10 protein-coding genes are annotated in these 12,884 nt (G+C 62.7%); 6 read left to right on the top strand and 4 right to left on the bottom strand.

Going from position 1 to position 12,884, the window contains the following annotated elements:
* The first annotated feature begins 67 nt into the window (after positions 1–67).
* Positions 68–1,699 carry an acyl-CoA synthetase gene (locus tag TX80_RS07810; RefSeq protein WP_049922557.1) on the top strand — a complete coding sequence of 544 codons (1,632 nt, stop codon included), beginning with the start codon at positions 68–70 and terminating at the stop codon, positions 1,697–1,699.
* A 90-nt stretch (positions 1,700–1,789) separates the two neighbouring features.
* Positions 1,790–2,647 carry a 3-hydroxyacyl-CoA dehydrogenase family protein gene (locus TX80_RS07805; protein WP_049922556.1) on the top strand — a complete coding sequence of 286 codons (858 nt, stop codon included), beginning with the start codon at positions 1,790–1,792 and terminating at the stop codon, positions 2,645–2,647.
* 1 nt (position 2,648) lies between these two features.
* On the opposite strand, the gene TX80_RS07800 is transcribed toward TX80_RS07805, so the two are convergent.
* Positions 2,649–3,773: an acyl-CoA dehydrogenase family protein gene (locus TX80_RS07800; RefSeq protein WP_049922555.1), complete on the bottom strand. Its 1,125-nt coding sequence runs from the start codon at positions 3,771–3,773 to the stop codon at positions 2,649–2,651.
* A 119-nt stretch (positions 3,774–3,892) separates the two neighbouring features.
* Here TX80_RS07800 and TX80_RS07795 point away from each other — a divergent pair, with 119 nt between their 5' ends.
* Positions 3,893–4,681 (top strand): enoyl-CoA hydratase/isomerase family protein, encoded by a 789-nt coding sequence (locus TX80_RS07795; protein ID WP_049922554.1) that lies wholly within the window; start codon positions 3,893–3,895, stop codon positions 4,679–4,681.
* A gap of 34 nt (positions 4,682–4,715) precedes the next feature.
* Here the strand turns inward: TX80_RS07795 and TX80_RS07790 are convergent, their stop codons facing one another.
* Together TX80_RS07790 and TX80_RS07785 are read right to left on the bottom strand one after the other, a co-directional pair.
* A complete protein-coding gene (locus TX80_RS07790; protein WP_049922553.1) occupies positions 4,716–5,468 on the bottom strand; it encodes an IclR family transcriptional regulator in 753 nt (250 codons plus the stop codon).
* 980 nt (positions 5,469–6,448) lie between these two features.
* Positions 6,449–9,112, bottom strand: a complete 2,664-nt coding sequence (locus tag TX80_RS07785) for a hypothetical protein (protein ID WP_230198692.1) — start codon at positions 9,110–9,112, stop codon at positions 6,449–6,451.
* A gap of 324 nt (positions 9,113–9,436) precedes the next feature.
* Here TX80_RS07785 and TX80_RS07780 point away from each other — a divergent pair, with 324 nt between their 5' ends.
* The 3 genes from TX80_RS07780 (at position 9,437) to TX80_RS07770 (ending at position 12,395) form a co-directional block, all read left to right on the top strand.
* Positions 9,437–10,114 (top strand): hypothetical protein, encoded by a 678-nt coding sequence (locus TX80_RS07780; protein ID WP_154658602.1) that lies wholly within the window; start codon positions 9,437–9,439, stop codon positions 10,112–10,114.
* Positions 10,115–10,272: 158 nt separating this feature from the next.
* On the top strand, positions 10,273–11,535 hold the full coding sequence (locus tag TX80_RS07775; protein WP_049922551.1) for a HEAT repeat domain-containing protein: 1,263 nt from the start codon (positions 10,273–10,275) through the stop codon (positions 11,533–11,535).
* Positions 11,532–12,395: a CheF family chemotaxis protein gene (locus TX80_RS07770; RefSeq protein ID WP_049922550.1), complete on the top strand. Its 864-nt coding sequence runs from the start codon at positions 11,532–11,534 to the stop codon at positions 12,393–12,395. The genes TX80_RS07775 and TX80_RS07770 overlap by 4 nt, the downstream gene beginning before the upstream one ends.
* Before the next feature lie 87 nt (positions 12,396–12,482).
* On the opposite strand, the gene TX80_RS07765 is transcribed toward TX80_RS07770, so the two are convergent.
* Entirely contained in the window at positions 12,483–12,677 is a 195-nt protein-coding gene (locus tag TX80_RS07765) for a hypothetical protein (protein WP_049922549.1), read from the bottom strand.
* Between the last annotated feature and the right edge of the window lie 207 nt (positions 12,678–12,884).

Here is a 12,884-nt window from a genome sequence, read left to right as displayed (position 1 = left end):
GTCCCGGTTCGACGGCGGTGACACGAACGACAAACTATTACTTACAGTATGAGATATGTGCCCAATCATGGGTGTGAATTACAATGCCACAGTCGAGGCGTTCGAATGGGACGTACCGGAGACGTACACGATCCCGTCGGTCGTCGCCGACTACGCCGACGAGATCGGCGATCGGGTCGCCGTCCGCTACCTGAACGAGTCGGGCGAGCGGGTGGAACGGACGTACGCCGACCTCCGGGACGGGATGTACCGCTTTGCCAGCGGGCTCGCACAACTGGGCGTCGGTCGGGGCGATCGCGTGATGCATCTGTTTCCTCGCCACCCGGACGCCTTCGCGGTCCAGCTGGGGGCGCTCTCGGTCGGGGCGCTGTTGGTCCCCTGCTCCTCGATGCTCCGGTCGAACGACATCGCGTTTCGGGCCCGCGACTGTGACGCGTCGACGATCGTCGTCCACGAGTCGTTGACCGAGATGGTCGAGCCCGTCCTCGAGGACACGCCGCTCGAGCGGGTCATCGTCCTCGATGGGACCGACGACCGTTCGGACGACCGGTGGTCGACGTATCGGTCCGTCGTCGCCGATCGGCCGACCGAGTACGACGGGCCGTCCCTCGGTGCCGAAGACCCGATGTCGATCAACTACACCAGTGGCACGACCGGCAAGCCGAAACCGGTCCTGCACAAACACCGCTGGATGTACTGTTTCAACCGGATCAACGCGCCGTACTGGTGGGGGATCGACGAGGATACCGACCTCGAGAACGAGTTGCTGTGGGCGACGACCGGGACCGGCTGGGCGAAGTGGTTCTGGAGTCCGGTCGGCGTCGGGCTCACGACCGGCGCGACCCAGCTCGTCTACGACGGCGAGTTCGATCCCGAGCGGTTCCTCCAGCTTCTCGAGGACGAAGGCGTCACGCGCCTCTGTGCGGTCCCGACGCAGTACCGTATGTTCGCAAACGCCGACCTCGAAGCCTACGATGTCGGGGTGCGTGACGCGCTGTCTGCCGGCGAACCGCTCAACCGCGAACCGATCGAGCGCATCGAGGAGGCGTGGGGCGTGACCCCCCGTGACGGCTACGGGCAGACCGAGACGGTCGCGCTCGTGACCAACTACCCCGGGATCGACGTCAAGCCGGGGAGTATGGGCAAGCCCGCCCCCGGCGTCGGGACGACGATCCTCGACGTCGATGCCGACGCGGAAGTCGAAACGGGGGAGATCGGCGAGATCGCCGTGCCGATCGACTCGCCGGCCATTTTCGACGGCTACTACGAGAAGCCCGACCTCGACGAGGCGAAACTCTCGGGCGAGTACTACCGTACGGGCGATCTGGCCTCGCGAGACGAAGACGGCTACTTCTTCTTCGAAGGCCGTGCCGACGACATCATCATCTCGTCAGGGTACCGGATCGGGCCGTTCGAGGTCGAGGACGCACTCGTCAGCCACGACGCCGTCGCCGAAGCCGCCGTCGTGGACAGCCCACACGAGCAACGGGGCAGCGTCGTCGCGGCGTACGTGATCCTCGCCGACGGCTACGAAGGCGGCGACGACCTCGAGGCCGAACTGCAGTCGTTCATGAAAGCGGAGACGGCTCCCTACAAGTACCCCCGCCGGATCGAGTTCGTCGACGAGCTTCCCAAGACCTCGAGCGGTAAGATCCGACGGGTCGAACTGCGCGAGCGCGAACGGGAGAAACACGCCTGACCGGACTGCCCGGCGGGTCGACTGCGGCCGATTCGAAACGCCGGGAACGTGCCGGCACACTTATATTCGTCGTCCGAGCAGAACCCGACGATGGTCCGAGAGACGATCGACCGCGTCGGCGTCGTCGGCGCGGGAACCATGGGCAGTGGCATCGCACAGGTCGCCGCCACCCACGGCTACGACGTCGTGATGCGCGACATCGAACAGGAGTTCGTCGACGGCGGGTTCGAGTCGATCGAGGCGAGTCTCGAACGGCTGGTCTCGAGCGACGAACTCACGACCGACGAGGCCGAGCGGATCCCCGACCGCATCACCGGGACGACCGACCTCGAGGCGCTGGCCGACTGTGACGTCATCGTCGAGGCGGCCGTCGAAGACCTCGAGGTCAAACGCGATATCTTCGGCGACCTCGACGAAATCGCGGCCGACGACGCCGTCCTCGCGACCAACACGAGCACGCTCTCGATCACCTCGATCGCGAGCGCGACCGATCGGGCGGGCGACGTCGTCGGGTTGCACTTCATGAACCCGGTACCGATCATGGACGGCGTCGAGGTCGTCGTCGGCGAGAAGACCGAGCCGGCGGTCGTCGAGTTCGCCCACGAGTTCGCCGCGGAACTCGACAAGACGACCTGGGAATCGGACGACAAACCCGGGTTCGTCACGAACCGCATCCTCATGCCCTGGATCAACGAAGGGATCCGGGCCTACGACGAGGGCGTCGCCACCAAGGAGGACATCGACGCGGGGATGGAACTGGGAACGAACGTGCCGATGGGGCCGTTGCGCCTCGCCGATCACATCGGCCTCGATATCTGTCTGCACGCCTCCGAGACCCTCCACGAGGAACTCGGCGATCGGTACAAACCCGCCTATCTGCTCAAACGAAAGGTCGAAGCCGGCGAACTCGGGAAGAAGTCCGGATCGGGGTTCTACGAGTACGAGTAACCTAGGCCGTCAGGTGGCGGGCGATGACCTCCTTTTGGATCTCGGAGGTCCCCTCGTAGATGGTCGTGATCTTGGCGTCGCGGTAGTAGCGTTCGACGTCGAAGTCCTTGGTGTAGCCGTAGCCGCCGTGGATCTGGACGGCCTCGTTTGCCACGTCGACTGCCGTCTCACTGGCGAAGTACTTCGCCATGCTCGCGGCCATCGGATCGACGTCGTCCTCGTTCCGGCGTGCGGCGTCGCGAGCGAGCAGGCGTGCAGCCTGCACGTCCGTCTGCATGTCCGCGAGTTTGTGGGCGATCGCCTGGTGCTCGCTGATCGGCTGACCGAACTGCTCGCGCTCGGTCGCATACTCGACCGCGTCGTCGAGGGCGGCCTGGGCCAGCCCGACCGCCTGACTGGCGATCGCGATCCGCCCGCCGGTCAGGATAGAGAACGCGGCTTTCAGGCCGTCACCGACCGGCGTCAGCCGGTACGACTCGGGAATTCGAACGTCGTCGAACAGCAGCGTCGTCGTGTCGCTGGCCCGGAGTCCGAGTTTGTCTTCCTTCTTGCCGACCTCGAGGCCGTCCGCGTCCTTGGGAACCAGAAACTGCGTGACGCTGTCGGGATCGTCACGGTCGGTTTTGGCAAAGAGGATGACCACGCCCGACCGCTCGCCGTTCGTGATCCACTGTTTCTTGCCGTTGATCACGTACTCGCCGTCCTCGAGTCGGGCTTCGGTGGTCATCTCCGCGGGGTTCGAGCCGGCGTTTTCCTCCGACAGGGCGAACGCGCCGACGGGGCGGCCGTCGACCATCTCGGGAAGCCACTCCGATTTGATCGACTCGGAGCCGAACTCGTTGATACACGACGTCGCGAGACAGTGGACCGACAGCGCCGTCGCAAGCGAAAGGTGGCCGTAGGCGAGTTCCTCGTTGGCGATGCTGTAGGTGAGTTGATCCGCCTCGAACCCGCCGTAAGTCTCGGGGACGGTAAGCCCGGTGAGGCCGAGTTCCGCGAGACCGTCCCAGACGGCTTCAGGAAATTCTTGGTTCGCGTCGGCGTCGTCGACGGCGGGCCGGACCTCCCGTTCGACGAAATCCCGAACGGTTTCCGCGATGAGTTCCTGCTCGTCTGAAAGCTCCATACCGGGACCATTGCGCGAGCGGGATAGTAAACGTGCCGACGAAGACGCGACTGGGGCCGTTCTCGAGCCGCGACGAGATGGGAACAATTAACCAACATCACCGAAACGGTACCGGATAGATGACGGCGTACGACAACCTCTCCGTCGAGCACGACGACGGGATCGCGACGGTCACGCTCGACAGTACCGCGGGTCGAAACGCGCTCCAGTTGGAGATGGCCAACGAACTGGTCTCCGCGGCCACGACGCTGGGCGAGGACCCGGAGACGCGATGTATCGTCCTCACCCACGAGGGCGAGTTCTTCGGTGCCGGGGCGGACCTCTCCCAGCTTTCGGGCGACGAGTCGGACGCGCCGCGACTCCGGCGACTGGCCGGCCGTGCCCACGAGGCGATCGTCCAGTTCCACCAGGCGGAGACGCCGGTCGTCGGCGGGGTAAACGGCATCGCCGCCGGGATCGGGTTCAGCCTCGCGCTCATGCCCGACCTCCTCGTCCTCGGCGACGACGCAACGCTGAAGTTCGCCTATCCGGGCATCGGACTGACGGGCGACGGCGGAGCCACGTTCTTCCTCCCGCGACTGGTCGGGCTCCGAGCCGCGAAGGAAATCGTCCTCCGAGACGATCCCATCGGCCCCGAGGAAGCCGTCGAACTGGGACTGGCGACCGAAGCCGTCCCGGCCGACGAGTTCGACGACCGCCTCGCGGAGGTCGCGGCCGACCTGGCCGCCGGGCCGACTCACGCGCTCGGAACGACGACGCGCCTGCTGACCGAAAGCTACGACCGCTCCCTCGAGTCACAGCTGGCCGCGGAAGCGAACGCCATCGCGGGTGCGACCCACACCGACGACTACGAACGCGGAGTCGAGGCGTTTTTCGGCGACGGGGACCCCGAGTTCACCGGCCGATAGGGCCGCGCGGACTCACCCGAATCGCGCGGGCGAATCACACGTAATCGAGGTTCACCTGCGTCACGTTCGCCGCCCGCTGGACGATGTCGGCGATTTCGTCGCGACGTTGCTCGTCGAGTCGGCTTCGCGGCCCACAGACACAGATCGCACCCCGGATCCGGTCGCGCCTGTCGAGTACCGGTGCCGCGATACAGATCATGCCCGCGATGCGTTCCCCGATGTCGACCGCGTACCCGCGTTCGCGGACCGTTTCGAGTTGCTCGAAGAGGGTTTCGGGATCGGTCACCGTTTGCGACGTCATCGCCGCAAGCCCGTGGCGGTCGATGATCCCCTCGACGCGTTCGGGAGACATGTGCGCGAGCATCGCCTTCCCGGGAGCCGTCGCGTGCAACGGCATCCGCGCACCCGGGTACGCGAACAGGTTGATCGCATCCGGCCCCTCTCGGACGGCGAGGATTACCGCCTGATCGTTCTCCTCGATCAGCAACGTTACGTGTTCGCCGGTCTCCTCGGCGACGGTCTCGAGTTCGTCACGGACGGCCTTGAACACCTCGAGCCGGTGGCGGTGTCGGTTTCCGACCTCGAGAAAACGCGTCGTCGTCCGGTAGGTCGCGTCCTGTTTCGTCACGTACCCCGACATAACGAGCGCCTGCAGGTAGTCGTGAACCGTGCTGACGGGCAAATCGAGACGGTCAGCCAGTTCCGAGACGCCACAGCCGCCGGTTGCCGTGAGTTCGTCGATGATCGTAAACGCCCGCTGGATCGACCGGTTCGGTGTGTCCGCCATTACTCGGAGTAGGTTCAGCTTATTCAAAGAGTGTTTCGACTATTCCGGACGAGCCACGGGACACGACCTCGCGTTCGACGGCGGCTGACCTGTATGGGAGTCATAAATCGACCGTAACAATGCATACATCTCGGTAGCCGAACCGAACCGAACACGACGGCGGCGGTCGACGACCACGCTTTCGATCCGCTATAATCGGAAGCTACTATCGCGTCGAGATATTTAACGGGTGATCGAACGGGGATGGATAGCCGTACTTCCGGGGACGAGCGTCGATTCGAGATCGTCGAAAACAGTCCGCCGAGAGACGAACGGCGGTCGCCGGTGTGGCACGCCGACAATTACAACGATACGGCTGTAAAAATCGAGTCGCGGCGAGCGCCGGCGTGGCTTTCGGTGGTGAGATGTCGATTTCCCCGAATTACGAACGGCACCTGCCGAAGACACCACCGATCACACATATCAGGTTCGAGTATACTACAGATCTGATACGGTTTCGAATGCGAATGAGTGGTCCAGACCGGTGGCTGGAATATCGGGTTGTGGTTCCACCTGCGTTCGGGACGCTTTCTGAAAGTTCATCTATCGAGTCGTTATTTACAGGATAATTGTACAGTCACCACACCGGACATGAGTCGTGACGAACGGCCGTTAACCCCGGCCCTATGTTCGATTCCTGGTAAAACGAAAGTCACGTCTTCTTTCAGATGGGCGTTCGATACTAGTCCGTCCCGAGATCATCGTTGTGATAACGTCTCCCGGTCGGAAACGAACGGTTCGAACGACGATCGTCCGTTCTCACCGTCGCTCTCGAGGCGCTGTTCGTTCCCCGACGGCAAATCGCCGTTGTCGGATCGAGTCGATAGTCGGGCGCGTGGCGTCTCGAGCGGCAGGGAGTCGGACGGAACGGGCGACGGTGGAAAGTGGCGACAAAACGAGCGAAACGATCGCTGGCGAGTCGATAACCCCTGTACGGGGCGTCAGGTGAGGTTCGCGATGACGATGCCCTCGGCCCGAAGGACGACTCCCACATCACCGGAGATGCCCTGAAAGACCTCCTCGTGTGCGGTGATGTCTTCGACGCCGGCACCGACTTTGAACTGATCGACGTTCGGCAGCGAGCCGAGATCGCGACGCTCCTCGGGGCGCAACTGCAGGTCCTCGAGCAGGACCGTCTCCTCGGCAGTCTGGCAGCGAACGCGTACCGTCGTCTCCTTGGGGAGGTCGTTTTGGACGATCAACGTCCCGGTCCCGAGTCCGACGAGGGTTTTCACGGCGGCCAGAACGGCGTCCGTATCGCCGGCTTTCAGCGCCGCGACCAGCCGCGTCGCGTGTCGCTTCGCGGCGGCAGCGCTCGCGCTCGCTTCCTCCCGCACCGCGGTCGGGACATCGGCCGGGTCCGGCGGGAACTCGTCCGGATCGTGTCGATACACCAGCACCACGACCGCGGAAACGACCACGACGAGAATACCGGGGAACAAAAGCCACCACGGCAGGCTGCTTTCGTCGCTTTCGTCGTCGGGATCCACCTCGCCGTCGGCCGAGTCGTTCGGTGCCGCGTCGGAATCGGGCTCCGGTTCGTCGTCCGGTTTGACGCCAACAGCGGCGACGTCGCTTGCCGTCTCGTTTTCGGTGACGACCTCGAAGTCGTATGCCCCGAGCCCGTCGGGTTCGATGGTCGTCGAGACGGTCTTCTCGGCCCACGGATCCAGAACGACCCTGTCGACGTACACGACCTCGCCATCGAGCAGGAACTCCACGTACTGATCTCCCGGTTCGGTCCCCGTGTTGTTGATGTCCGCGGACAGCGTGAGTTCGCCGGACTGCTCCGCGTACTCCGCCGCAGTACGGTGGACCCCGAACCGCGGAGCCTTGGCTCGAACGGTCGCGTTGCGAACGGCCTCGGCGTCGTCGCTGAGGACGGCGACTTCTACCTTCGGCGTGTCCGCACTGCTCGTCCGGTAGGAGAGTCGTTCGGTCGTTCGCTCCCCGACCTCGAGCGAGACGGTGGTTCGATCGCGAACGTGTCGGACCGTCCTATCCGGATCGTCGATCGCGCTGTCGATTCGCATTCTGACGTTCTGTTTGCCGGCGACGTCACCCGTATTCTCGATCGAAACGACGGCCTCCAGCCGTTCCGAGGCGTTGACGGGGGCGTTTATCGATTCGATCCGGACGTCGAACCCGCTTCCGTTCACGCGCGGCCGCGCGGAATCACCATCGCCCGGACTCACCAGGTCGACGTCGACCCGCGGCGCGTCGCCGCTTTCCGTTCGATAGGTAAACGTCTCGGTAACGACCTCGTCGCCGTGGAGCGTCACCGTCTTCTCGTCGGCAAGGTCACCGTCGACGTACAGTTCGATCGGATACTCCTGTGGATCGTCCGGGACGACGCCCGTATACTCGATTTGGCCCGTGATCTCGAGGTCCTCACCCTCGTTTGGGAGGTTCCGGTCGACGATGGTAGCCGAGACGCTTTCCTCGTGGGTTGCCTGTCCGAGCACGTCGATAGTCGCCGTATCGGCGTCGTCACCGCTCTTGAGTTCGACGTCGACCCGCGGCGAGTCCGCCTCCGACGTCTCGTAGGAGAACGTCTCGACCGCCTTCCCGCCCGGGGCTAACTCGACGGGTTTCGTCGTGACGTGTGAATCGTCGACACGAAGTTCGATCAGGAACTCCTGAGTGCCCTCCGGATAGTTCCCGCGGCGATCGATCTCGGCGGTGACCTCCAGCTCGTCGCCCGCGGCGGGCTGTGTCCAGTCCGTAATGGAAACGAGAGTCGCTGCCTCGTCGATCGTCACCGGTTCCGAATCGACGTTTCCGTCGTAGTCGACGACGACTTCGAGTTCGTCTATCCCGTGATCACCGGCGGTCGTCTCGTACTCGAACGTTTTCGTCGTCGACTCGCCGGCCGCCAACGAGACGTCCGACGTAACGTTTGCCCGTTTCGCACCGTCTTCGAGGAGTTGAAGCGTCACGTCCCGGGTCGCCTCGCCGTACTCCGTGTTCTCGAACTCGGCGGTGACCGACAGGGTCTCACCCTCGCCGGGACGGTTGACGTCAGTGATGTTCGGGACGAAATCCGTTTCGTCGTAGCCGGTAAACCGAACGGCTGTCCCGTCCTCGGTTCGAACGGGGGAACCACCCTCGACCGTTTTCACGATCCCGTTGTCGGATCGGTCGACCTCCATCGTGTCGTTGAGGACGTTCCCGTCGGTTACGACGAGGTTCGGATCCGTCTCCGCGACGCGTACCTGATTCCCGTCGACCTCGATAGCGTCCCCGTCTTCGGTTTCCACGACGCCGTCGACGACGACCAGGCGCTCGCCGCCGGCGGTGACGTTCGGGTCCGACGGCGTTTCGTCCGCGACCGTCTCGGTCACCACGTGGTCGTCCGCAAACCGGACGACCACGTGTGTCTCGGACGTGTTCGTCGACTGGTCCGCGATCGATCCGCTCGAGAGGAGTGACGGGGACGAGGTTGCGGCCACACCGGCGACGGAGCAACCCAGCACGGAGCCGACGAACAGGGCCGCGACGAGCCACGTGATCGCTCGCCGTCGCGTCTGCCGGCCAGCGGGTGCTGTCGATGGACCGGACGAGGTGTCCGTTGGCGACTCCTCGTCGACGCTCGCGTCAGCCATGGCACTCACCATCGAACGGCCACCAGTGGCCCTGTCCTTCCGTGACATAATTGTGTCTTCATAGCTTCGTTGGCCCTCGAATATCGTCGAGTGTTTCGTGTTGCCGACCAGTAGGGAATCCATTCATATCATATTGCCGGCCCACACGGGGGTATCGGCTCGGCGATGGCTGTGATTCACACACTAAAATCGGGGGTGACGGCCGACGCGTTTTTCACCTATTGGTGTGACGATATCGTAACGATGCCAAGATATCCTGGGTTTGCGACTGGCAACAATGGGGACGGCAGCCGCGATCGAACGCAACGGGGTGAGTCAAGCGCAGTGCGAGCGCCCGGTCGGACGAGTCGGCGACAGGCACTTGCGGCGCTGGGGACACTCTCTCTCGGCTCGATGGCCGGTTGCGTCGACTCGGTCCAGAGCCTCGGATTCGGTGGCAGCCGCGTCGCCGTCGAGCCGGAAGACCCAGGAGACGACCCCGACGCGACCCCCGGCGAGTTCTACTATCTACTCGAGGAAAACGGGATCACCGTCGACGAGCTCTATCACGATACGGAGGAGAACGATCTGATTCTGTTCTACGAATCGGACGCCGAGACGGAGGCGGAATCCGACAACGAGATCGGGCTGATATACATCGTCTACCGGGACGGACTCATCGACCGTGGTTCGGATATCGACCATCTGTATACGGAAGTCACGGACAGATTCGACGGACAGGTCGAAGGATGGGGCGTCAACACGGAGTGGGCACAGGAGGACATCGATGGCGAGATCAGCCGTCTCGACGTCTGGAACGCGATCATAAATACGATGGTGTATCCGGAGGGAGAGGAACGGTTCGCGGTCGACAACGAAACGGACGGCAACCTCGACGAAGACGGCTCCGCCGGCGACGCGGAATCGACGACCGGCGACGGCGAGGACGACGAGGACAGCGGAGACGGGTCGGACAGCGACGGTGGAGACGGCGGCGAGAGAGACGAGACGACTGACGAGTGATATGGCGATGCGAACCCAAGGCGGTAGGCAGCGAAAACGAGTACGGGACGCGAAGAGTCGGTGGTATCCGGAGGCGATCCGTCGCTTTTCACCGACGGGCCGGGTGAACGTGGTGCCGACGGTGTGGTTACCCGTTCCGAACAGGTGATCCAGCACTAATGACGCTATTTGAACTCGAGCGCAACGCGGAATTCGAGCAACTCATTACGCACCTCGAAGAGAGTTCGACCCCGAATATCCGGAAACGATCGGCGGAAATACTCGGGAGTCTGGAGTCGAAAGCAGGGGGGAACCAGTACCCCAGAGACGAAGTCATCGACGCGCTCGTGACAGCGTCACAGGACGACGAAAACGACGCGGTTCGGGCGGCGGCGATCGACGCGTTGGACCAGTACGGACAGGACGCCCTCGAACGGTTTATCGGGGAGGTTTCGGGCCAGGACATCGATACGCTGGCGGAGTGGAAGAAGGCGAAAGTACTGGCGCGAGGGCTAACCGCTGACCGGCCGGAGCTCCGGATGGCTGCGGCGACCGGGCTGGGACGAATCGGCGAGGACAACGTACTGAACGCGCTGGTCGACCGGCTAACCGATCCTGATCCACGGGTACGGAAACGTGTTGCGCGCGCGTTGGGTCGTATCGAATCGCCGGAGAGCGTCCCGACGCTCTCCCGACGATTGCACGAGGATCAGTACGACGTCCGGATCGAAATCGCGTACGCGCTGGCGGATATCGGCACCGACAACGCACTGCGTGAACTCGTCGACATCGCCGACGCCGAAAACGAAGTGCTTCGCCGGATCGCGGTCGATGCGTTGGGTCGACTCGGTAGCACCGACGCGGTCGAAGTGCTCGCGGGTGCGTTGAGCGACGAATCGGATACGGTTCGGCGGACGGCGATGTTCTCGCTGGTGCAACTCCTTTCGGAAGCGCCGGCGAACGCGAGCCATCAGGTTCGGGAAAAGATCGTCGGGGAACTGGAGGAGGCAAACGAACAGGAAGCAGTCCAACCGCTGATCGAGATCCTCGACCGGAGCACTGAAACGGCACAGCGTCGCAACGCAGCGTGGTTGCTGGGACGGATCGCGAGTTCGGAATACCGATCCCAGGCACAGGATGCGCTGGTGGAGACGTTGGCCGACGACGACGAAATGACATCGAAGTTCGCCGCAACGAGTTTGTCGTTGCTCGACGGAAACGGACTGGAGCAGCGGCTCCTGGAGCTAGTCGAAAGCGAAAACAAAGACGAGGAGATGCGTGTGAAGGCGTTGTTCGTGTTAGGGAAAATCGGCGGGGATAGAGCCCGAAAGCGACTGTCGAAGTTCGTCGAACGGACCGAAAGCGACCGGTTACGGAAACGCGGGTTTTCCGCGCTGTCGAAGCTGGGCGGTGTCGGGACAATCAACGGTGACTTCGCATGAGCAAGTCCGAGCGAAAACTCGCGGACGTAACTGGAAAATTTACGCAGGTAGTCCGCGACGGACAGAAGTTATCGGATACTAACTGGTCGAACGGTCGGATCGTCCTTTCGAACAAGCGGCTCGTCGTCGTAAGCAACAGCGGGAAAGAGACGATACCGCTCTCGAAGGTCCAATCCATCCGCGGCCGGTACGACGTCAATCAAACGGTCGCGAAAGTCTCGGACTACATCAGCGTCAACTACGGACAGAACGTGTTTCTGATCTCGATGGACGAGGTCGACGCGTTCGAACTGCAGATCCAGAAGGCGATTCTGGACGGCGAGATCGTCCTGGTAAAACATCCGGCCGTAAAGGGCGGCGTCGTTCAGGATTCGTCGTGGCGGAAAGCACGTGTCAAGATCGATACGGGGGTCGCGAACTTCGCGGTCGAAAGCGGCGAGTTCGTCCAGATCGAAGTCGACGATGTCGGCACCGTCGAAAGCGACGAGCGAAGCGTTCGCTCGAAAGAGCGGCCGGTGATCGAAGCCGAACACACGGAGGAGGGCTCGAGCGTCCAGACGTACCTCTCGGGTTCCCCACAGAACTGTGCGATCTTGAAGTCCGTGCTGGACCGGGGGGCAGAAAAGAACGCGTCACAGATCGACCTCTCCGGCAAAGAAGAGGAAGTGCTGATGGCCATTTACTCCGGCGTCTCTCCGTTCGAGGTGCCCGAGTTCCTCGATATCGATACGAACGAAGTCGAGGAGATCTACGAACGATTGATCGAACTCGACGTGCTGGAAGAAGTGCGGGTGCGACGAGAGGTCGCGTTGAAACCACGCGGCCGGAACATCGCGAGCGAAGCGATGAACAACAAGTGACTGAGTCGTCGGCAGTCGAGTACGGAACCAAGCCGTCCACAGCGGTTGCGGATGCCGACCCCGATGCGCTGTTTCCCTCGAGCGCAGTTACGTCTGTTTGAGGTAGCTTACGTCTCGCTCGAGCTCGTAGCCCTCCGGAACGCCAACGTTCTGGAGACACTCGTCACAGAGGGGTTTGGCATAGGACCGATTGTTGGCCTTCCCGAGAACGTTCGCGTCGTCCAGAGAGATGAGTTCGTCACAGCGGCTACATTCGACCTTGTCGCCGTCAACGATGTTCATGCAGGCCCTTGGTGGGAGTGAGGGGATAAGTGTCCCGGCCGGTGATGGTGGAGATAGATTAATATAGCTATCTCCCGAGTAATTTCAATCAACTGGTGAACTATCCGGCCACTATATTTAAATATTCGACCTATCGGCAAGTAGAGTTAAATAGTGTCAATTTCGGCGAATAGACTTAATAAGGGCCAGTTAGAACCTGTGCGCACT

The sequence above is a fragment of the Halopiger djelfimassiliensis genome (assembly GCF_000455365.1).
In the GTDB taxonomy this organism is placed as follows: Archaea; Halobacteriota; Halobacteria; order Halobacteriales; family Natrialbaceae; genus Halopiger_B; species Halopiger_B djelfimassiliensis.
Note: the sequence above shows the minus strand (reverse complement) of the source record. Positions and strands in the feature narration are given on the sequence as shown.

What these genes read in the sequence shown, in the direction of transcription:
- TX80_RS07800 (WP_049922555.1), bottom strand. Translation starts at nt 3,773, where the DNA reads ATGGAGCTTTCAGACGAGCAGGAACTCATCGCGGAAACCGTTCGGGAT.
- TX80_RS07810 (WP_049922557.1), top strand. Translation starts at nt 68, where the DNA reads ATGGGTGTGAATTACAATGCCACAGTCGAGGCGTTCGAATGGGACGTA.
- TX80_RS07765 (WP_049922549.1), bottom strand. Translation starts at nt 12,677, where the DNA reads ATGAACATCGTTGACGGCGACAAGGTCGAATGTAGCCGCTGTGACGAA.
- TX80_RS07795 (WP_049922554.1), top strand. Translation starts at nt 3,893, where the DNA reads ATGACGGCGTACGACAACCTCTCCGTCGAGCACGACGACGGGATCGCG.
- TX80_RS07775 (WP_049922551.1), top strand. Translation starts at nt 10,273, where the DNA reads ATGACGCTATTTGAACTCGAGCGCAACGCGGAATTCGAGCAACTCATT.
- TX80_RS07805 (WP_049922556.1), top strand. Translation starts at nt 1,790, where the DNA reads ATGGTCCGAGAGACGATCGACCGCGTCGGCGTCGTCGGCGCGGGAACC.
- TX80_RS07770 (WP_049922550.1), top strand. Translation starts at nt 11,532, where the DNA reads ATGAGCAAGTCCGAGCGAAAACTCGCGGACGTAACTGGAAAATTTACG.
- TX80_RS07790 (WP_049922553.1), bottom strand. Translation starts at nt 5,468, where the DNA reads ATGGCGGACACACCGAACCGGTCGATCCAGCGGGCGTTTACGATCATC.
- TX80_RS07785 (WP_230198692.1), bottom strand. Translation starts at nt 9,112, where the DNA reads ATGGCTGACGCGAGCGTCGACGAGGAGTCGCCAACGGACACCTCGTCC.